At 40.3% G+C, this 17,999-nt stretch carries 29 protein-coding genes; 27 read left to right on the top strand and 2 right to left on the bottom strand.

Features of this window, described 5'->3' with window-relative positions:
• Positions 1 to 246: 246 nt before the first annotated feature.
• The 6 genes from ATG70_RS01650 (at position 247) to ATG70_RS22110 (ending at position 3,000) form a co-directional block, all read left to right on the top strand.
• Positions 247 to 798, top strand: a complete 552-nt coding sequence (locus ATG70_RS01650; RefSeq protein WP_098442648.1) for an NAD(P)H-dependent oxidoreductase — start codon at positions 247 to 249, stop codon at positions 796 to 798.
• Between the two features lie 80 nt (positions 799 to 878).
• On the top strand, positions 879 to 1,718 hold the full coding sequence (locus tag ATG70_RS01655; RefSeq protein ID WP_098442649.1) for an aldo/keto reductase: 840 nt from the start codon (positions 879 to 881) through the stop codon (positions 1,716 to 1,718).
• Between the two features lie 213 nt (positions 1,719 to 1,931).
• Entirely contained in the window at positions 1,932 to 2,150 is a 219-nt protein-coding gene (locus ATG70_RS01660) for a DUF1659 domain-containing protein (protein WP_098442650.1), read from the top strand.
• Positions 2,151 to 2,186: 36 nt separating this feature from the next.
• Positions 2,187 to 2,405, top strand: coding sequence for a DUF2922 domain-containing protein (locus ATG70_RS01665; protein ID WP_098442651.1), 219 nt, complete (start codon positions 2,187 to 2,189; stop codon positions 2,403 to 2,405).
• A gap of 73 nt (positions 2,406 to 2,478) precedes the next feature.
• Positions 2,479 to 2,640, top strand: coding sequence for a YvrJ family protein (locus ATG70_RS01670; RefSeq protein WP_098442652.1), 162 nt, complete (start codon positions 2,479 to 2,481; stop codon positions 2,638 to 2,640).
• 147 nt (positions 2,641 to 2,787) lie between these two features.
• A complete protein-coding gene (locus ATG70_RS22110) occupies positions 2,788 to 3,000 on the top strand; it encodes a hypothetical protein (RefSeq protein ID WP_142329532.1) in 213 nt (70 codons plus the stop codon).
• A 395-nt stretch (positions 3,001 to 3,395) separates the two neighbouring features.
• Here ATG70_RS22110 and ATG70_RS01675 read toward each other — a convergent pair whose 3' ends face one another.
• Entirely contained in the window at positions 3,396 to 4,172 is a 777-nt protein-coding gene (locus tag ATG70_RS01675) for an ArsR/SmtB family transcription factor (protein ID WP_179886140.1), read from the bottom strand.
• A 284-nt stretch (positions 4,173 to 4,456) separates the two neighbouring features.
• Here ATG70_RS01675 and ATG70_RS01680 point away from each other — a divergent pair, with 284 nt between their 5' ends.
• From ATG70_RS01680 to ATG70_RS01700, 5 genes are all read left to right on the top strand, one after another.
• A complete protein-coding gene (locus ATG70_RS01680) occupies positions 4,457 to 5,398 on the top strand; it encodes a hypothetical protein (RefSeq protein ID WP_373560775.1) in 942 nt (313 codons plus the stop codon).
• 64 nt (positions 5,399 to 5,462) lie between these two features.
• A complete protein-coding gene (locus ATG70_RS01685; protein WP_098442655.1) occupies positions 5,463 to 5,651 on the top strand; it encodes a hypothetical protein in 189 nt (62 codons plus the stop codon).
• A 64-nt stretch (positions 5,652 to 5,715) separates the two neighbouring features.
• Complete coding sequence (locus tag ATG70_RS01690) at positions 5,716 to 5,931, top strand: hypothetical protein (protein ID WP_098442656.1); 216 nt, start codon at positions 5,716 to 5,718, stop codon at positions 5,929 to 5,931.
• A gap of 147 nt (positions 5,932 to 6,078) precedes the next feature.
• Complete coding sequence (locus tag ATG70_RS01695) at positions 6,079 to 6,867, top strand: hypothetical protein (protein ID WP_098442657.1); 789 nt, start codon at positions 6,079 to 6,081, stop codon at positions 6,865 to 6,867.
• Positions 6,864 to 7,331, top strand: a complete 468-nt coding sequence (locus ATG70_RS01700; protein ID WP_306472671.1) for a hypothetical protein — start codon at positions 6,864 to 6,866, stop codon at positions 7,329 to 7,331. Before ATG70_RS01695 ends, ATG70_RS01700 begins: the two co-directional genes overlap by 4 nt.
• A gap of 120 nt (positions 7,332 to 7,451) precedes the next feature.
• On the opposite strand, the gene ATG70_RS01705 is transcribed toward ATG70_RS01700, so the two are convergent.
• The gene (locus tag ATG70_RS01705; protein ID WP_179886141.1) at positions 7,452 to 7,829 is read right to left on the bottom strand and encodes a PepSY domain-containing protein; all 378 of its coding nucleotides are present in this window, start codon (positions 7,827 to 7,829) and stop codon (positions 7,452 to 7,454) included.
• 169 nt (positions 7,830 to 7,998) lie between these two features.
• On the opposite strand from ATG70_RS01705, the gene ATG70_RS01710 reads away from it, so the two are divergent.
• From ATG70_RS01710 to ATG70_RS01770, 16 genes are all read left to right on the top strand, one after another.
• Positions 7,999 to 8,688 carry a response regulator transcription factor gene (locus ATG70_RS01710; protein ID WP_098442659.1) on the top strand — a complete coding sequence of 230 codons (690 nt, stop codon included), beginning with the start codon at positions 7,999 to 8,001 and terminating at the stop codon, positions 8,686 to 8,688.
• Positions 8,689 to 8,712: 24 nt separating this feature from the next.
• Positions 8,713 to 10,059 carry a HAMP domain-containing sensor histidine kinase gene (locus tag ATG70_RS01715; RefSeq protein WP_179886142.1) on the top strand — a complete coding sequence of 449 codons (1,347 nt, stop codon included), beginning with the start codon at positions 8,713 to 8,715 and terminating at the stop codon, positions 10,057 to 10,059.
• A 121-nt stretch (positions 10,060 to 10,180) separates the two neighbouring features.
• Positions 10,181 to 10,348: a hypothetical protein gene (locus ATG70_RS22260; RefSeq protein WP_179886143.1), complete on the top strand. Its 168-nt coding sequence runs from the start codon at positions 10,181 to 10,183 to the stop codon at positions 10,346 to 10,348.
• Positions 10,338 to 10,583, top strand: a complete 246-nt coding sequence (locus ATG70_RS01720) for a hypothetical protein (RefSeq protein ID WP_098442661.1) — start codon at positions 10,338 to 10,340, stop codon at positions 10,581 to 10,583. The genes ATG70_RS22260 and ATG70_RS01720 overlap by 11 nt, the downstream gene beginning before the upstream one ends.
• A 99-nt stretch (positions 10,584 to 10,682) precedes the next feature.
• The gene (locus ATG70_RS01725) at positions 10,683 to 11,252 is read left to right on the top strand and encodes a cysteine hydrolase family protein (protein WP_098442662.1); all 570 of its coding nucleotides are present in this window, start codon (positions 10,683 to 10,685) and stop codon (positions 11,250 to 11,252) included.
• Between the two features lie 33 nt (positions 11,253 to 11,285).
• The gene (gene fosB, locus ATG70_RS01730) at positions 11,286 to 11,705 is read left to right on the top strand and encodes a metallothiol transferase FosB (RefSeq protein WP_098442663.1); all 420 of its coding nucleotides are present in this window, start codon (positions 11,286 to 11,288) and stop codon (positions 11,703 to 11,705) included.
• A gap of 161 nt (positions 11,706 to 11,866) precedes the next feature.
• Positions 11,867 to 12,382, top strand: coding sequence for a DinB family protein (locus tag ATG70_RS01735; protein WP_098442664.1), 516 nt, complete (start codon positions 11,867 to 11,869; stop codon positions 12,380 to 12,382).
• A 158-nt stretch (positions 12,383 to 12,540) separates the two neighbouring features.
• Entirely contained in the window at positions 12,541 to 12,699 is a 159-nt protein-coding gene (locus tag ATG70_RS22265; RefSeq protein ID WP_179886144.1) for a hypothetical protein, read from the top strand.
• A 15-nt stretch (positions 12,700 to 12,714) separates the two neighbouring features.
• Positions 12,715 to 12,882, top strand: coding sequence for a DUF4083 domain-containing protein (locus tag ATG70_RS01740; RefSeq protein WP_098442665.1), 168 nt, complete (start codon positions 12,715 to 12,717; stop codon positions 12,880 to 12,882).
• A 5-nt stretch (positions 12,883 to 12,887) separates the two neighbouring features.
• A complete protein-coding gene (locus ATG70_RS01745; RefSeq protein WP_098442666.1) occupies positions 12,888 to 13,289 on the top strand; it encodes a hypothetical protein in 402 nt (133 codons plus the stop codon).
• Between the two features lie 387 nt (positions 13,290 to 13,676).
• On the top strand, positions 13,677 to 13,904 hold the full coding sequence (locus tag ATG70_RS01750) for a hypothetical protein (protein ID WP_098442667.1): 228 nt from the start codon (positions 13,677 to 13,679) through the stop codon (positions 13,902 to 13,904).
• A gap of 25 nt (positions 13,905 to 13,929) precedes the next feature.
• Positions 13,930 to 14,103: a hypothetical protein gene (locus ATG70_RS22270; RefSeq protein WP_179886145.1), complete on the top strand. Its 174-nt coding sequence runs from the start codon at positions 13,930 to 13,932 to the stop codon at positions 14,101 to 14,103.
• A 26-nt stretch (positions 14,104 to 14,129) separates the two neighbouring features.
• Positions 14,130 to 14,414, top strand: a complete 285-nt coding sequence (locus ATG70_RS01755; protein WP_098442668.1) for a hypothetical protein — start codon at positions 14,130 to 14,132, stop codon at positions 14,412 to 14,414.
• A 141-nt stretch (positions 14,415 to 14,555) separates the two neighbouring features.
• Positions 14,556 to 15,410 carry an SDR family oxidoreductase gene (locus ATG70_RS01760; RefSeq protein WP_257147580.1) on the top strand — a complete coding sequence of 285 codons (855 nt, stop codon included), beginning with the start codon at positions 14,556 to 14,558 and terminating at the stop codon, positions 15,408 to 15,410.
• Between the two features lie 295 nt (positions 15,411 to 15,705).
• Positions 15,706 to 16,917, top strand: a complete 1,212-nt coding sequence (locus ATG70_RS01765; protein WP_098442670.1) for a Bcr/CflA family efflux MFS transporter — start codon at positions 15,706 to 15,708, stop codon at positions 16,915 to 16,917.
• Between the two features lie 126 nt (positions 16,918 to 17,043).
• Entirely contained in the window at positions 17,044 to 17,871 is an 828-nt protein-coding gene (locus ATG70_RS01770; RefSeq protein ID WP_098442671.1) for a MerR family transcriptional regulator, read from the top strand.
• Positions 17,872 to 17,999 lie beyond the last annotated feature (128 nt).

Below are 17,999 nucleotides of genomic sequence, written 5' to 3' on the forward strand. Positions count from 1 at the left end.
CAGTGCTCTAGGTCTTAATGCTTAACTTTATTAGCTAAAAATTCTTTTTAGTAGCTAATGAAACTCGGTTAAAATATGTCTAAATAACTACACAAAAGTTATTAAATGGTATTTGTGCGAGGATATAGACACGCACAGAAAAGCACCATAAGCACCTCCAAGTAATAATTTTAACGCTTTATATGACACACTTGTTGGATCTATACTGTGACGGTAAACAAAACAGCTAGGAAGGAGTGAACACATATGAAGAACATTCTATTGATTAATGGACATGAGTATTTTCCGAAGTCAAAAGGTGAGTTAAATAAAACAATTTTTAATGAATGGAACGAGGTGCTCTCCTCAGACTATGAAGTGAAAACAACGATCGTTGATGAAGAGTACGATGTCGATCAAGAAATTGAAAAGTGGCAGTGGGCAGACGCGATCATCATGCAAACGCCGATTTACTGGTTTAGTATCCCAGGTAACTTTAAGAAATACATCGACCGCGTTTACATGGACAAGATCTTCTTCATCGGTTCAGATCGCTATGGTCAGGGTGGAATGTTTACAGACAAGAAATACATGTTCTCTCTTACATGGAACGCACCAGAAGCAGCGTTTGGAAATGAACAGAGCTTCTTTGAAGGACGAGATCTTGATCAAGCAATCGATCACCTTCATAAAATGAACCAATATATAGGTATGCGTCCGCTACCAACTTACTCAATTCACAATGTGATGAAGGAAACAAATATGGCGCACTATAAAACAAAGCTTCACGATCATTACCGAGAAGTGTTTGGGAAGTAAAACACTTTTTCCACAACGAGATGGTTTAAAATTTATTTTTCGGGAAAACCAATAAAGGACTTTTGAAAGGAGAATTAATTATGACTGTACAAATGAAAACATTAAATAATAATATCGAAATGCCTGAACTAGGTTACGGCGTATTCCGCGTTGAACAAGGTCAGGAATTGGTTGAAGCTGTGAAAACAGCGATTAAAAAAGGCTATCGCAGCATTGATACAGCAGCGATCTACGGTAACGAGGAAAGTGTAGGTCAAGGTGTTAACCAAGCGATTGAAGAAGGTCTTGTAACGAGAGAAGAGCTTTTCATTACTTCAAAAGTATGGAACGACGGTCTATCTTATGATGAAACGATTCAAGCTTATGAAACAAGCCTATCGAAGCTAGGTCTTGATTATTTAGATCTTTACCTGATTCACTGGCCAGGTGATAATAAATACCAGGAGCCATGGAAAGCACTTGAAACGTTATATAAAGAAAAACGAGTACGTGCAATTGGTGTAAGTAACTTCCAGGTAAATCACCTTGAGGATCTTCGCAAAAACTTTGAAATTACACCGGTGATTAACCAAATCGAATTCCACCCACGCTTAACGCAAGAAGAAGTGAGAACATATTGCAAAGAGCACAACATTCAAGTGGAAGCATGGTCACCACTTATGGCTGGTGAGCTGTTGGACAATGAAACGATCGCAGGCATTGCTGAGAAATATAACAAGTCTGTAGCACAGGTTATTCTTCGCTGGGATCTGCAGCATAACGTGATTACGATTCCAAAATCAATGAACGAAAAGCGCATTGAAGCGAATATTGATCTCTTTGATTTTGAACTCACATCAGAAGAAATGAAGCAGCTTGATGGATTGAACGACAATGCTCGTAGCGGTCCTCATCCTGATGAATTTGATTTTAAAATGTAAGACCGATGAAGGATCTTATCTGTTGATAAGGTCCTTCTTTTTGATTTCTAGTAGTAATGGCAAGTCTACTAGTAGTCATTATCAAAAAGTGATAACTAGCAAAGCCGATCTCATTTTTGGGATCGGCTTTTTCTCATTCTAAAATTTATTTTCTCCGCAATGCCCCTTTTTCCACTTTCCAAGCGATATATAAGGTGAAAGGAGGTGATCAGCATGGCAACCTCATCCCTTATGGATACGCAGCTTCGCATGGTACTCGAAGTTGGCGTGGACGAAAATGGCAAATCCATTTTCCGCAGCAAGAACTTCAACAACGTGAAAACATCCGCGACACCTGATGCGCTTTTCGCCGTCGCACTAGCGCTAGCACCGCTTCAGCAACACAATTTGTTCGCAGTGGAGCGCAATGATTCGTCTGATCTTCAGGCGTAACGAACTTAAAATTTCTAAGAAAGGAGGAAATCCAACATGGCAAAAACACTCGAACTTCAGTTCAACACGCGTGACAATAAGCCGTTTTCAATCACGTTAAGCGATCCAGTCGAGCCTGTAAACCCGGCTGCTATTGCAACTGCGATGGATACGCTTCTTGCGCAAAACTGTTTTACGACAAGTGGAGGCGATCTTGTTTCAAAAAAAGGCGCTCGTATCATTGAGCGCAATGAGAACGACATTATCATCGGTTAATGGATTGAAAAGAGGAAGGGCACTTGTCCTTCCTCTTTAGCAAGGCAAATAAACGAACAGGGAGGGAGAACGAATGGAGTCCTGGATGTCTTTGATCAGCGATGTTGGCTTTCCGGTTGTGGTCACACTTTACTTGTTGCACCGCATTGAACAGAAACTCGATACGCTGAACGATACCATTCTGCAGCTGCCAGATCACTTAAACGCTCGAAGTTCGAATCAAAAAACAGGGTGATCCCTGTAAAAAGGAGAGAGGGTTCGCTAAGTGAGCCCTCTCTACAATACATAAGCCTCACCCAACTTCATATGGATCAGCGGCTTCCCATTCTCTTTTTTAATTCGGAGATGGTGAGGTTTCTTCAAGTGCGCCGCTGCTCAGAACGTGGAACGCCTACCACACGTTCGAAAACAAAACTTGTCAGGTGAGCTGAAGCCGATGCAGAAAATTCAGCGTTCTCAAACATACACAGTTCCCGGTTTCTGTGGTGAGAAGCTATGGCGTGAACGGCCGTTAACGGTTCGGGTAGGTAACCAGGCGTACTACGGTACGGTAGCAGCGCGCAGATGGCGCACATTGGGCTGGTTTAATGTGTAGAAAGCGCGGTGTTGAAGAAATTCAAGCGTTCAAATCGGGTGATACGGTGGAAACCTCAGAAGGTCTCAGTATACTTCAGTTGAAAGGACGGCTACTTTTACAGCGCTGATGTTTTTCGTCAGCGCTGTAAAGGTAGTCATTCTCTGTCCAATGTTTCCTATCTGATCTAGTGCCTTCAGTGTTCAAGGGCACAAGGGCACAAGAGCACAAGAGCACTTGTGCTTAAGGAAGATAAAGACGAAGAAAGAGAAGGATGGGGAAAGTGATAGGGGGTTGGGGAGAGCGGGTCAGAGTTTGACGTTAGGGTTTGATACGAAGAGTAAGATCGATTGCCATATAAAGCTTGGCATACCGTTCGACATCAAGTAACAATACTCGGGTGGTGACAGGCACTATTAAAGAAATTGATCAACCATCCTACTAAACTCGTCTGCAATCCCTTTATTCGCACTATAATAAAACGTATTTCGCTCATCCTTAATATGAATATTCACTAATCCAGCCCCTCTTAAAATGGAAAGGTGATGGTGGATATTGCCTTTCGCCATCCCAATTTCAGAAACAATGTCAGTGAAAGTATGAGTCCCGTGAGACAAAAATTCGAGGATCTTTAATCTCTTTTCATCACCAAGTGCTTTTGTAAAACGAAGAAGTTCATTTCGTTCATTGTTAGGATTTTTCACCGAATAAGTAATATAAAGCTTATCTTTCAAATGATCGAGAAATGCCATCGGTTGAATGTGTAGAGAAGGGATTAAGCAAACGTTCTGAACCGTTTCTGACTCCACGATAAAACGGCTTGCATGTAATATCACTTTTTCTCTTGCTTCTTCTTCCAGCATCTTTCGTTTAATCTCTGCATCAGCCGTTAATTGCTCCAAAACTCCCTCGCGATGAAACTGGAAATATTCCTTGTCCCATTCCTTTAACAACTTAAGCGACCGATCTCGCTGCGCTAATAAATTTGTAGGAATCGCCCTTTGATCGTCGAGCGAAGAGGCGATCCGCTCAAACAATTCACCGGCCGACATCTCTCCTAACCATTCAAAAAAAGAATCGATTTCATGTTTATAAGGAAATTGTTCAATGAACAGCACGAGTAAATCTTCAAAGAATAGATTCTCTTTTGAAGCAATCGCCTCTTTCAATTCAGGTGATAGAGATTCTTCCACATCCCCTGGCCACCTCGATCCTAGATCCAAATACTTCATAAGAGTTTGTCTCTTATATAAAGAAAAGCTTAATAAAAGCTCATGTACTGGGGAGACTAGTACGCTAACGTTATAGGTCATTGAAATTCCTCCGTTCATATAACTTTCTTATCAGCTTAACATATTGAGTTCCAAATTAGAATAATCTAAAATATTATAATGTATTCATTGACTATATTAATTTGTTCAATTAATATTGAACTAATTCGAATGAGTGGGAGGTTTTTACAATAACGTTCATTGAACTGCAAAGACAGGTAATTGATCTTGTTGAAAAGAAAGCCAATAAAGAAGCTTTGTCATTGATGGAACAAGCAAAAGAAAAGTTCCCTCAGAAACGTGACCGTTTGGGACATTGGATCGCAAGTTTGTATGTTTTAGAAGGGAAGCATCAGGATGCTCTGGCTGAACTTCATGATGTGATTCAGCATGGATTATGGTGGAATCCAGAAATTTTGTCATCAGATCCTGAATTGAGCGCATTGAAACCCTATGCTGAGTTCAATACGATTTTGCTAGAATGCAAGAGGATGTATGAAGCCGAAAAAAAATCTGCCCATGCTCATTGCAGTACTCTAGGTAACCAGGAGGCAGAGACGGTTCTCTTCCCACTGCACTGGAAAGGATCGAATATCGAAGAGTTTTCGAAGCAGTGGTCTCATCCCGAAATTACAAACCATTACTTTATGGGTTTTCCTCAATCATCTCAGCTTTTTAGCTACCAATGCTACTCATGGGATGATGCAACAATGGCAATGAATGAAGTGAGAAGTACCTATCAATCGTTCATTCAACAGCATCATCTCTCTGAAAAAGTCCACATCATTGCAGGGGCATCACAAGGAGCGAATATCGCTACTCAAGTGAGTTTGCGAGCTGATGTAGAAGAGTTTCACAATTTTTTTGGGATTGCTCCAGCTTTCGATCTTAAGGCACTTCAAAAAATACTAAAAAATCAGCTGAATCCTCGTGCAAGAGGCTGCATTATTACAGGCGATCAAGATCCTTTCTATGAAACTGTATTGGCGGCGGTTCAACTTTTTGAAACGTATCAGATTCCGTGCAAACTCATTGTAAAAGAAGGAATGGGGCATGAATTTCCAAGTGATTTCCCAGGTGTGTTAGAAGAGGCCGTTCAATATGTAACAGAACGAGATACAAGCAGGGATGCCCTTTCTGGAAAATGAAACCAAATCTCTGGCGAATCGTACTAGTAAGAGAGAGTGAAAAATCGAAATGGGGAGATTGGAAATGGAGCCTAACAAAAATCTATTGTTAAAACCCTACTGGATTATTAATTTGCTCGGCCTCTTACTTTTTGTCCTAATCGGAATGATCCTTGTTGTGAACGACCATCTAACTGCGTTCACCATCGTTGCAGTTTGCTATGGGTTTTTTATGTTAATTGGTCATTCACTGTATCGTTCTTATCGAAAGTAACGTGAATCAGCTGACTCCTTCGTAATCTGAGCTCTTGATTCTTACAAAAAAGGTGCTTGTTATCATGAAAAAAAGCTGGATCGTCTCAACGGCCATCATCCTATTCGGCGTGGGAAGTGTAAGAGGTTTTGCGTCGATGCTTCTTATCAGCATTGTTGCAGGGTTTCTAACATGCTATGCGCTATTGCGACTTCTTCTCTATATGATCGGAGAAACAAAAATTGTGGAATGGAATAAAGTAAGACATCATAAATGGAGAGCGCTTAAGGAGAAAAGCTAATATTTTTTCTTCTTAAGCGTATTTTTTTCACCTATTGTTAAAAAAGGATGCGGTCCAATAAATAGTGTTTTTTGGAAAATGTGATAAATAGGTTAAATATAGGAGAAATTAAACGTATCATAGGTTAGTTAAGAGGATGGACTTTTCGTGGACAATTATAAAAGCGATAATACCGCAAGAAGATATAAGGCACATGTCAGTATACTTGGTACGACCCAAATCCATTTAAGAAATCCTTATATCATAGCCTGGTGGTCTGTCTCTTTTCCGGGGTTTGGGCATTTGCTACTATCCAAGTATATAAGAGGATTTCTTCTATTGGCTTGGGAAGTGGTGATCAATTTAAAGGCTCACGTAAATCTTGCTATGATTTATTCTTTTCAAGGAAATATTTCAATGGCAAAAGAGGTATTAGATACCAGGTGGCTTCTTATTTACATACCAGTTTACATTTTTGCCATTTGGGACAGCTACCGCACAACGGTTGATATGAACAATGTCTATATCCTTGCTGAGCGAGAAGATCATGAGATTAACTCCTTTAGTATAGGTGCATTAGAAATTAATTATTTGGATAAAAGAAATCCTTTTTTAGCAGCACTTTGGTCATTTTTCATGCCAGGACTCGGACAACTTTACATTCATAGAATTGTTACAGCATTTGTGGTCATCATTTGGAGCGTCATTTTCTTTTATTACTCCCACATGCTAGAAGGCGTCTCCTTGCTTTTTTTAGGAGAGGTTAAGAAGGCAACTAGTGTTCTTGAACCTGAGTGGTTACTTATGTTTCCCTCTCTCTATGGGTTCGCTATATGTGATGCTTACATGAACACAGTGGAAAATAATAAGTTGTATGAAAAAGAGCAAAGGCGTTTTCTTAAGAGAAAATATCAATCCAGGGCGTTTCGCGTCTTGAAAAGGAAAGAGCGTATATGAGTATGCAGATATTTTCAACCTTTGAAAATAATATCTTTTTAGAAATTGCAATTTCAAATTTAGAGAAAATTGGGATTAAGAGAGAAAATATCTACGCTGTTCCGCTTGATCATCGGGAAGAAACCAGGAAAATCTTTGATACTTTACATCGATCAGACGGTATCTCTCTCATTGACATTGCGATGCCATTGGCCACAGCCTCTTCTGTTATTACAGCTAGCCTCGGTTTTGAACTAAAATGGGGACCGATTTATTGGGGACTGATTGGCGCCGTCGGTGGCTTTATGATTGGATTAGCGGTTCGTTTGTTGATTGTTTTGATAACGAATAGGAAAACACAACAGTTAAAAGGAAAACAGTCGGAAGTTGTTTTAATTATCGAGTGTGAAGAGGAGAAAGGTGAGTTGGTTGAAAAAATCCTTTGGGAACACTTGGCGATTGGTTTAGCAAAGGTCATGGAATAGGTGGTTAAGGCAGTTTTTTATCTAGCAAATGAAAAAGAAAGAGTCTGATTAAATAGCTAAATCAGACTCGGAAATCCTCTTTATTTGATTTTTATAAACGATTAACAGAATCAGTTCGTTTTACTGGGAAGACTTTGTGTCTTGCTGATCGTCGTTGTCCTCATCATCTTCATCATCCACTTCAACTTGTAAAACCTCACCGCTCATCCCATCAATCTCCACTTCTGTTTCACCAGTATCTGTCTTGATGTCGAACTCATAAACAATCGTTCCGTTTTCTTTCTCAACCTCTTTCTCAGTTACTTCTCCAGAAACTTCTTCCTTCGCTATCTTTTCAGCTTCAGCTTCTGAAATTTTTGCTTCCTCGATTAGTTTACTTTCACTCACGTTGGTTGAAGCAAGCACATTCTCCATCCCATCTGTTCCTTGATAGAAAAACGCACCTCCTGCAAGTCCTAGTGCAGTACCGCCTATAATCAATGTTTTTTTGAATTTCATCATGTTTCCTCCTTTGTTTTGTATGACATCCTCTATGATAAGGAAACAATCTAATAAAAAAAGGACAGCAGCATGAGAAAAAAATGAGCATTCTCTCATGAAATTCTCATTTTTCTATTGCTGTTAGGGAAGGTACAATAAAGAAAGAAGAAATTAAGAGGTGAAAAACATGGAGAAAGAATCCATTCTTCTTGTAGAAGATGAAGTGAACGTCATTCAATTTATGCAGTTAGAACTTGAACACGAAGGATACGAGGTAACAACGGCGAAAGATGGAGACGAAGCGATGGCTCGATTTAAAGAGAAGGAATGGAGCGTGATTCTCCTTGATTGGATGCTTCCGAAGCTTGATGGTCTTGAAGTGTGCAGGCGGATTCGAAAAACGAGTCAGGTACCGATTATTATCTTAACCGCAAGAGATTATGTCGGGGATAAAATTCTTGGCCTTGATCGCGGTGCAGATGATTACATTACAAAACCGTTTGAAATTGAAGAATTGCTGGCACGAATTCGTGCAGTATTAAGACGTTCTCAGGCTCAGGGGGAGAAAGCGAAAGAAGATAAGTTAGCGATTGAGAACCTTGAAGTGAATTTGAAAAGTCGTCGCGTTACTCGTGAAGGTAACGAGATTGAACTCACACAGCGTGAGTTTGATTTGCTTGTTTTTCTCATGAAGCATGAAGGGGAGGCACTTAGTCGTGAATGGCTTCTTTCCGCTGTTTGGGGGTATGACTTTGTGGGAGAAACGAATGTCGTCGATGTCTACATTCGCTATCTACGAAACAAATTGGACCGCGACTATGAGCCAACGCTTATTCATACGGTAAGAGGAATTGGCTATATCCTTCGTTCTTCATAAAGCCAGGAATTGGAGATGGAAAATATGAGAAAACAACGAAGTCAATCACTACTAAAACAATTCACTTCCTGGTATGTGTGGCAGTTCATTATTGCCCTAATCATCATAGGTATCGTCGTATTGGGGGCGATCGGATTTTTCTTGCTTGAAGGAACCCAGGATGAGGTCGAAGCGATAGAAGAACAGCTACTCGAAGTTATTGAGAAAAATGATGTTCAGCAGTCGCTAGAGGAAGTTCTTTATCCTGACAATACGGACTATTATGTTGAAATTTTTCAACGTGGAGAAATTTTAGCACAAGTAGGGGATGAGGAAGAACTCGATCTGAAAGATGAAATGGATGTGCCCTGGTTGGATCACTACATTTGGAATAAAGAAGAAGGATTATTTTATAAGAGCGATGTAACGTTTGGCAGTGGTGTCATACATGTCAAAGTACCACTGGAAGAAGAGCTTGAATTCCTTCAGCTGATCTTCACCATTCTTCTCGTTACCGGACTAGTAAGCATTCTTCTAGGATCCATTCTTATTTATCAATTTACGAAAAAAAGACTGCGTCCGCTCCTGAATATAACAGATGAAGTGAGTGGAATCGAAGGATCATCAGATTTGCAAAAACGAATTTCTGAACCTTCGAATCCGAAAGAATTGAAAGAACTTGCCAATACGTTTAATCAGTTACTTCAGCAGCTGGAAGAGCAGTTTGAGCGGGAGAAAAGCTTCGTCTCGAATGCTTCTCACGAATTAAGAACGCCACTAACTTCTTTTCGTGGTCATTTAAATTTGATTAAAAGGTGGGGGAAAGACGATCCTGCCGTATTGGAAACATCCATACAAGCCTTGGATGATGAAAGTAACCGTATGAAGCACATTTTAGAACAAATGCTCACCATCGCTCGAAATGAACATTTGGAAACAACTCTTGAAAAAGTGAATCTGACCGAAATTGTTCAGGGAGTGATTGCGCAATTCGAAGCACGTTCACGTGTACCGATATCTGTAAATCTTGAGCAAAATGTCTTAGTATCAGGTGATCGTGAACAGCTTAGGCAAGTGGCGGTCATAATAGTAGAAAATGCAGAGAGGTATACAACGGAAGGCAAGATTACCGTCCTTTTAAAAGAGGCAGAGAACACAGTCATGCTAAGCATCTCGGATACAGGAATCGGTATTCCACGTGAAGAAATACCGAAGATTTTTTCTCGCTTTTACCGTGTGGACAAAAACCGTTCACGAGAAACAGGTGGGACGGGACTTGGTCTATCGATCGCGAAGGAAATCGTCGAGAATCATCAAGGCAAGATTGAAGTGGAAAGTGAAGAAGCGATTGGTAGCACTTTTACAGTATTACTACCAGTGATTTCGAAATAAAAAGTCTTAAGAAGGGTCGCCGGTTTTTAAGCGAGTGATAAAACAACCTATAATTGGATAAATATGTTAAAGTTATTTTGATAAATGTTTTGTAGTAAATCATTCAAAAGGAGTTGGAGAAGTGTCAATCCTTATTGCCTTATTTCCATTGTTTTTATGGTTAAGCATTGTTGGAGCGATCATCTATTTCATCGTTAGAAAAGTAAAACGTTCACGAAAAGCGCTTGAGGAACGTATTGAAGTTCTGGAGCAAAATCAAGCAGTGGTAAAAGATAAGAATGAGTTTTAAGGCAGTTCATGTTCCACTGAGTTTACTAGTGATTACTTTTGTGATTCTTTTTATCGGAACCTTCTATCAAATGTTTGCAATTTCTGAGATGGTATTATTTTCTCTTCTTCTAATTTTCTTAATAATGGTTATTCGTGATGTTCAACGCTCTTCACTTAAAGAGAAAAACGCAAAATGGCCACGGAAGTACATTTTAATGAGCGGCGCGTTCATACTTGTAAGCTTTCTCTCTTGAGGGAAAGCTTTTTAACATGTGTTGATAAAAAGAAGGTGCCTTCTCTTATTTATCGAAAAAGTAAAATAGACCGTTAAACAGACGAACAGGAGGCAACGTATGAAATCAAATCGCGCACTTTTAATCGTTGATGTTCAAAAAGCGTTCGAGGACGAAAAATGGGGGGAGCGAAACAATCTTCAAGCAGAAGTGAATATACGTAAGCTGTTAGGCGCATGGAGAGCGAATGGAGATCGTGTCATTTACATTCAGCATCGATCCGATGATCCAGCGTCTGTATTCTACCACGGACAGAAGGGCTATGAGATAAAAAATATCGTTAAGCCTGAAGCTGAAGACTGTATTTTTACAAAGAAGGTGAATAGTGCTTTTATCGGTACGACTCTAGAAAACTACCTCCACGAAAATAACCTATCAGAGGTGGTGATCACAGGATTAACGACACCACACTGCGTATCCACGACGACAAGAATGAGTGGGAATCTGGGATTTAATACTTATTTGATTTCAGACGCCACAGCAGCTTATGGACTCACAGATGAGAATGGACGTTACCATGATCCTGAATTGGTTCACATGCTGACCTTAGCGACATTACATGAAGAATTTGCGACGGTTTTGACGACGGAAGAGCTATTGAAAACCTTTGATCTTGTATCGGAGCGTTAAAGTATCACCAGGTTTGTATTGGAGGTGGTTTCATTGATAAAAGGCATCAATCACTTCTTATTTTCAGTTTCAAATCTGGAACGATCAATTGCATTCTATCAAAATGTTTTTGATGCTAAGTTACTTGTGAAAGGAAAACGAACAGCTTACTTTGATCTGAATGGAATGTGGCTTGCACTGAATGAGGAGGCAGACATTTCGAGAAATGAGATTGCTCAGTCTTACACGCATATCGCTTTTACTATTGAAGAAGAAGACCTTATGAAAATGACACAAAAATTAATGAACCTTAACGTGAATATTCTTTCAGGGCGTGAGCGAGACCAGCGTGATAAGCAATCGATTTATTTCACTGATCCGGATGGACACAAATTCGAATTTCATACTGGAACGTTAGAAGAACGGATACGTTATTATAAACAAGACAAGGCATATATGGATTTTTATGAGTGAATCGAGTTAATTGTAAGGTAGTATATGGGTTTTGCAACATAGAGAAAGTGACCATAAACCAATAAGAGTTTTATAGGTTTAGTAAACCCTTGAAGAGGAATACATAGTAGATGGAATAGGACGTTAGAGTGGGCGAACTTTAGATTACAGGAGGCAATACAATGAACGTATTAAAAGAGCAGTATGATTTGATCAAGCATACGCGTAAAGTTCTCTTTCACTTTTGTGAAAAAATCGAACAAGAGGATTATATAAAAGAAGTCGATGGATATGGATGGGGCTCGATCCGAAACCTGCATGTACATATCGCTGAATGCTACCAGAGCTGGATCGGTCGATTTGCTCTTGAAACATCAGAACCTGTCGTGAATGAGTTAGAAGTGACAAGTGTTAATGAGATGAGGAAGGTGTTTGAACAGGTTGATGAGCTAGTTTATCGTTTTCTAGACGAATATGATGAGCGCTTCGATGAAAAGATTAGTCGGGAAGTTTCCTGGAAAGAAGAGGAAGAAGAACTTTCTCCGTTATGGTTACTCACACACACAATCACCCATGAATTTCATCACAAAGGGCAGATTGTAATACTTGCTCGTGCTCTTGGCTATGAGCCTGTTGAGACGGATCTATTAACCCCATCTGATATAAACAGATATTTAGACTACCCTGAACAAGGCTAGTTGTATAGCTATAGAAGGAAGACGACTTGTGCATGCACAAGTCGTCTTTTTTTATTTGATTTAATCCGGGTGATAGACGACTTTGTTAATAATGGTAAATAAGGGAAACAAACTTCTAAATAAATGGTAAAATCAAGGTGAGGTTTAGGAGGGATAGTTTGAAAATAGTGTCGGTTGCTTTTCTATGTTTGTTTGGTAGCATTTTACTTGGACTACATATTGAAAGCTTTGGTGAAGCAGGTAATGTGATTATGCGTTTTGTCGGAATGATAAGTGTCATCGCAAGTATTCGCCTAGCAGTGCGTAAATACGCGTAAGGGGCAGGTGTACATATGGGAGATATCGTATTTCAACTGATTTCGTTTTCTTTAATGTTTGGGGTAGTAGCGGGGATTGTCTTTTTAATCGTAAGTATGAAAAAGAGAAGTTCGAAGCTTGATCGTGTCGAAAAAAAGGTCGATCAGCTGCTTGAACGAGAAAAATCGCAGTCTGATCGATAGGGGGGATGGCTATTTTATCTAGGATTTTAGATGGTGTTTTGTTTCTTTTCATTACACTATTACTCATCTATGACTATTTTCCAACGTTCTTTTTAAACGAAGTTCTTCCTGAACATGTAATTTTTTTGTTGTTTCTTGGTATGTTTTTCATAAACGTTTTCAACAAAAACAAGCAACCCTTCCCTGAGAAAGACTCGTTCAAGTCACAGCTTTTTGTCCTCCTCTATGTTTTCATGCTGATGTTTGTCTTAAACTTGGCTGGTGGGGAATCGACGGTAGGATTATCTTTTGAAAATCGAATTTTCTGGATCGTGGTGTTCATCGCGCTCATTCAACTAGTGGTTCAATGGAAACGGATGAAGCGGGAAGGTCTGGAAAGAGACCAAGGAAACAACGTGTTGGGCTGAGATACTTACTTGATAGAAAAAGGAGAGGAGATCCACTGAATCGAGTAAAGCACTTTTCCTTCGTTTTCATTTTATATAGTTTGGTTATTACTGTTCTTTGTCCGGTGCTATTTTTCAATGGTATGTTCCTAATGAATGATGGGGTTGTTGTTAGCAGAGGGGTGGAAAGTAGCATATTGGTAAAGCTATACCTTTTGTTAATGCTGCCAAACGTTGTGATTCTTTTTGTTCTTCATAAAAGGTACATCAATTCGCAATTTATCCGGATGGTTAACCTGACCTTTTTTGTCGCGGTAATGGTAGTGTTTGGATACTTTTCAATACACTTCCCGTTTGATCTGATGCAGCAGTTTGATTAAGAAGTTTGTTGCGAAAAGGAGGGAGTACATGAAGAAAGCACAAATGATCATTGCGATTCCCTCAGGTTTTCTACTAATTTTCTCACTTTTAACCAGCTATAAAGCGGGGCAGTTCTTCGCGATGGCTGGTCTTTTTATTACTCTTTTGGTGAGGCAAGTTCGACTATGGAAATATGGTACGATCCTTGACCATCCGAGTCGGCGATACGATGGGGAAGTAGAAAAAGAGTTGGACGGTGGGGATTCGGAGGAATAGGTTCAGAGAGGATGGAGGTGTTCAAATGAGTCAAATGCAAGGAATACTGCTTGGTGTCGTAATAGGCATTGCGCTTGCGATTGGGTTTAATGTTGGAATGGCAGTGACTGACAATATCGTAATAAGCATTGTGATCGCTTTAGTCGCGGGATTACTCGCTAGAGTGGTTGGGAAGCTTATCATCAAAGGGATGAAATAGATTGAATCGATAGAAAAGAGATGATTATGAAGGAGAATAGTTGGTCAAAGAAGAGTAGAAAGATTGTAAGAGGGCTGATTTATGTCGCGCTCTTTATCGGAGCTGTTCAATTTTTGTTTGATCCGGATCCTTTTAATGATTACATAGGTTGGGGATTTTTACTCATGTTTTGGGTGATTCGAATGGTACATAGTGCGGTTAGAAATCTGAACGATGATCACAGAAATTGGGCTATGTTGGATGTCGGCATGGCAATTATGTCCGGTCTAGCTGTTGCTGCAGTAGGGGTCACTTATTTCATCGGTTTCTAAGTGAACCGGTAAGCTATGACTAATCCATTCTTACCCTTTTTGTTTGGATTCGCTTACAAATGTTTACACTTTTTTCATCCGTGGTATCTCAATAAAACAGCATCGTTTAACCATTATGGAAGAAAAAAGGAGAGATACACCGTGAGCAAAAACGGACAACCAAAACAAACGCAGCCAGAGCAACCCGGTATTGAATCGCAAATGACGCCTAGACCGGATCAACCACATGAATACATAGGCAGTCACAAACTGGACAACAAAGTGGCGCTCATCACAGGGGGCGACAGTGGAATTGGTCGCGCGGTCGCAATTGCTTATGCGAAAGAGGGCGCACACGTTGCGATCAACTATCTTGAAAAGGAACAAAGTGACGCGGATGAAACGAAGAAATTTGTTGAGGATGAAGGCGTCAAATGTCTATTGATTCCAGGAGATGTATCGGAAGAGAAAGAATGTAAGGATCTTATCGACAAAACGCTTGATCACTTTGGCAAGCTCGATATTCTCGTCAATAACGCGGCGATTCAATTTCCAACAGAAAGCATTGAAGACATTTCTTACGAGCAGTGGGATCAAACGTTTAAAACAAATGTGTATTCCGTCTTCAATATGACGAAGTACGCGGTGCCGCATCTGCAAAAAGGAAGCTCGATTATTAATACAACATCGATTAATCCATACACAGGAAACAAAGTGTTAATTGACTATACGTCAACGAAAGGTGCCATTGTGGCGTTTACACGCAGTATGGCAGCGAACCTTGTGGATAAAGGCATTCGTGTGAACATGGTGGCACCAGGACCAATCTGGACGCCGCTCATTCCATCTACGTTTGATGAAGATTCTGTGGCGGAATTTGGTACCGACAATCCGATGGGACGCCCAGGTCAGCCATCTGAACTGTTTGGACCATATGTTTTATTAGCCTCTGATGACGGTTCTTACATGACTGGCCAGTGCATTCACGTAAATGGCGGAGACTTTATGTCTTCCTGATCGCTTTAGGCGGTGAGGGCGGCGGTCGAAATGGCCGTTTATTGGCCAAAACTGAGATATATTGGCTTAAACCACAATTTATTGGCCAAACCGCGCGTTTACCAAAAAGTTCGCTCGCTCATGGATCATCATTCATGAGGGAGCGGCATTCAGTTTGCATGATCAGTAAAACGGTTTCTGCCCCCGCAGGAATCGTTTTTAATTTTCCGAATGAAATCATATCGATTGTATTGGAAATGATGGTTTGCTAGAATCAGATGAACGTGTAACTAGAGAAGAGAAAGGTGTCACTTTTATGCTTCATAACCCAACAGGAAAAGAACGGATCGGACTCGCTTTACTACTAGGGATGCTCGGAATTATGGGGCCATTAAATATTGATATGTACCTCCCAAGTTTTCCGGGGATTGCGAGTGATTTAAATGCGAGCGCCTCGCTCGTTCAACTAAGTTTAACAACCTGTCTCATTGGACTTGCGATCGGGCAAATTGTCATTGGTCCTTATAGTGATGCACAGGGAAGACGTAAGCCATTATTAATTTTTATTTTCTTATTTGCGGTTGCCTCCATTCTTTGTGCAGTCGCACCGAACATTCTGACACTCGTGATTGCCCGTTTCCTTCAGGGCTTTACAGCATCAGCTGGTGTGGTGCTCTCACGTGCAGTTGTTCGTGATGTGTTCAGTGGACGAGAGCTCACGAAGTTCTTCGCGCTTTTGATGGTGATCAATGCAACGGCACCGATGATTGCGCCAATCGCAGGTGGAGCGATTTTACTTCTGCCATTTGCGACGTGGAATACCATTTTTTATTTCCTAGGCATTCTTGGATTGATTATCGTAACGGTCATTGGCCTTCGATTACCAGAAACGTTACCGCCTGAAAAAAGGTTGCCAAGCACGGTGAAGCAATCTGTTCGCACGATGGGAAGTCTGCTGAAAGACCGTTCCTTTATCGGATATGCGTTAACGATTGGATTTGTACACGGTGGTAGCTTTGCCTACGTTTCCGGAACGCCTTTCGTTTACCAGGGGATTTACAACGTGTCCCCTCAAGTGTTTAGTTTTTTATTTGGGATCAACGGACTTGCGATCATTTCAGGTAGCTTCATGATCGGCAAGTTAAGTGCTTATTTTCATGAGCGGAGCTTGCTTCGAACAGCAGTGATTACGGCGGTATCTGCTACGTCCTTCCTTTTAATTATGACGATTATTGAAGGACCGCTTGCGACGCTTGTGATCCCGATTTTCATTTACATGACTGCGATGGGGATGGTGCTTACAAGTACGTTTACCCTTGCGATGGATAAGCAGGGACACAGGGCAGGTAGTGCCAGTGCCGTACTTGGCATGCTGCCACTGTTATTCGGTTCAATGGTTTCACCGCTTGTTGGAATTGATGAATCAACCGCCGTTCCAATGGGGGCGATTTTGTTTACAACGTCTTCGATTGGGGCGATTACATTTTTTACACTTACGAAAAAAAATCGTGGTGAAGCGACTTCCTAATGGGAGTCGCTTTTTTTGACTTCGATTCAAGCGGAAAATGAACTTGGTGTCATTTGCTTTTCACATAGAGAATTAGATAGGATAAAATCAACTTACTTAAGACTTATTTATAAATGAGGTCATGAGATGCAGAACAAATTTACGATTGGACAAATGGCGAAGTTGTATCACATTCCTGTGAAAACACTGAGGTACTATGATGAAATCGGACTTTTTCAACCTTTTGAAGTGGATAAACAAACAGGTTATCGCTACTACTGTTCAGAGCAGTTTCAAGTGTTGGATACAATTTGGTATTTAAGGACAATGGGTGTGCCATTGAAAGAAATTAAGAAGAAGGTCGAGCACAGTACAGTGGATGAATTTATTGAGACATTAATGGAATATGAAAAAATAAATACAGAGAAAATGAACGAGTTAAGAAATATGAATGAGAAATTGCAAGCAAAAATTAAAGAACTAAGACAAGCTAAACGAATTAATACCGTCCACAAACCAACACTTTCTTTCATCCCAGAAAGAAAAGTGATAGAAGTAAAAGGGCAATTTCAGTCTTTAAATGATATCGAAGACGTCCTTCGAAAGTTAAAGAAGAAATTCAATCACATTACCCCTGTCATGGTAGGGAAAGTCGGATTAACGCTATCTGTTGATCGAGTTAAAGATGGGGATTTAAATGAATTTGAAGGTGTCTATATTCTACTGGAGGAGAATACTGACGTTACTCACGATCTTATTGTTACTTTTTCAAAAGGCTCATATGTCACGATTTATACAAGAGATGAGGGTCGCAACCAAACCGATTACGATCGGATTTTATCCTACATCGAGGAGACGGGGTATGAACCTTGTGGACCGTTCCTCCTTCGTCAAATTGTCGATTCATTCATTTCTCACCAAGAAAAAGAGCGGCTAACAGAAATTCGAATTCCAGTGATGAAAAAGGATAGGTAAGCCTTAGAAAAGTAGGATCATGCATACAGTTCAGTTTGGGGTATCTTCCATCATAGTTGGATTCCACTACTGGACTTTATTTGATTGAGCATCACACAAGGAAAACTTCCTAATTCTTACTGTGCTGG

Origin of the sequence: Bacillus sp. es.036 (genome assembly GCF_002563635.1) — a bacterium.
In the GTDB taxonomy this organism is placed as follows: Bacteria; Bacillota; Bacilli; order Bacillales; family Guptibacillaceae; genus Guptibacillus.

Excerpts from the sequence above, each read along its gene's own strand:
- ATG70_RS01650 (WP_098442648.1), top strand. The coding sequence starts at position 247 with ATGAAGAACATTCTATTGATTAATGGACATGAGTATTTTCCGAAGTCA.
- ATG70_RS01655 (WP_098442649.1), top strand. The coding sequence starts at position 879 with ATGACTGTACAAATGAAAACATTAAATAATAATATCGAAATGCCTGAA.
- ATG70_RS01660 (WP_098442650.1), top strand. The coding sequence starts at position 1,932 with ATGGCAACCTCATCCCTTATGGATACGCAGCTTCGCATGGTACTCGAA.
- ATG70_RS01665 (WP_098442651.1), top strand. The coding sequence starts at position 2,187 with ATGGCAAAAACACTCGAACTTCAGTTCAACACGCGTGACAATAAGCCG.
- ATG70_RS01670 (WP_098442652.1), top strand. The coding sequence starts at position 2,479 with ATGGAGTCCTGGATGTCTTTGATCAGCGATGTTGGCTTTCCGGTTGTG.
- ATG70_RS01685 (WP_098442655.1), top strand. The coding sequence starts at position 5,463 with ATGGAGCCTAACAAAAATCTATTGTTAAAACCCTACTGGATTATTAAT.
- ATG70_RS01690 (WP_098442656.1), top strand. The coding sequence starts at position 5,716 with ATGAAAAAAAGCTGGATCGTCTCAACGGCCATCATCCTATTCGGCGTG.
- ATG70_RS01700 (WP_306472671.1), top strand. The coding sequence starts at position 6,864 with ATGAGTATGCAGATATTTTCAACCTTTGAAAATAATATCTTTTTAGAA.
- ATG70_RS01705 (WP_179886141.1), bottom strand. The coding sequence starts at position 7,829 with ATGAAATTCAAAAAAACATTGATTATAGGCGGTACTGCACTAGGACTT.
- ATG70_RS01710 (WP_098442659.1), top strand. The coding sequence starts at position 7,999 with ATGGAGAAAGAATCCATTCTTCTTGTAGAAGATGAAGTGAACGTCATT.
- ATG70_RS01715 (WP_179886142.1), top strand. The coding sequence starts at position 8,713 with ATGAGAAAACAACGAAGTCAATCACTACTAAAACAATTCACTTCCTGG.
- ATG70_RS01720 (WP_098442661.1), top strand. The coding sequence starts at position 10,338 with ATGAGTTTTAAGGCAGTTCATGTTCCACTGAGTTTACTAGTGATTACT.
- ATG70_RS01725 (WP_098442662.1), top strand. The coding sequence starts at position 10,683 with ATGAAATCAAATCGCGCACTTTTAATCGTTGATGTTCAAAAAGCGTTC.
- ATG70_RS01735 (WP_098442664.1), top strand. The coding sequence starts at position 11,867 with ATGAACGTATTAAAAGAGCAGTATGATTTGATCAAGCATACGCGTAAA.
- ATG70_RS01740 (WP_098442665.1), top strand. The coding sequence starts at position 12,715 with ATGGGAGATATCGTATTTCAACTGATTTCGTTTTCTTTAATGTTTGGG.
- ATG70_RS01745 (WP_098442666.1), top strand. The coding sequence starts at position 12,888 with ATGGCTATTTTATCTAGGATTTTAGATGGTGTTTTGTTTCTTTTCATT.
- ATG70_RS01750 (WP_098442667.1), top strand. The coding sequence starts at position 13,677 with ATGAAGAAAGCACAAATGATCATTGCGATTCCCTCAGGTTTTCTACTA.
- ATG70_RS22270 (WP_179886145.1), top strand. The coding sequence starts at position 13,930 with ATGAGTCAAATGCAAGGAATACTGCTTGGTGTCGTAATAGGCATTGCG.
- ATG70_RS01755 (WP_098442668.1), top strand. The coding sequence starts at position 14,130 with ATGAAGGAGAATAGTTGGTCAAAGAAGAGTAGAAAGATTGTAAGAGGG.
- ATG70_RS01765 (WP_098442670.1), top strand. The coding sequence starts at position 15,706 with ATGCTTCATAACCCAACAGGAAAAGAACGGATCGGACTCGCTTTACTA.
- ATG70_RS01770 (WP_098442671.1), top strand. The coding sequence starts at position 17,044 with ATGCAGAACAAATTTACGATTGGACAAATGGCGAAGTTGTATCACATT.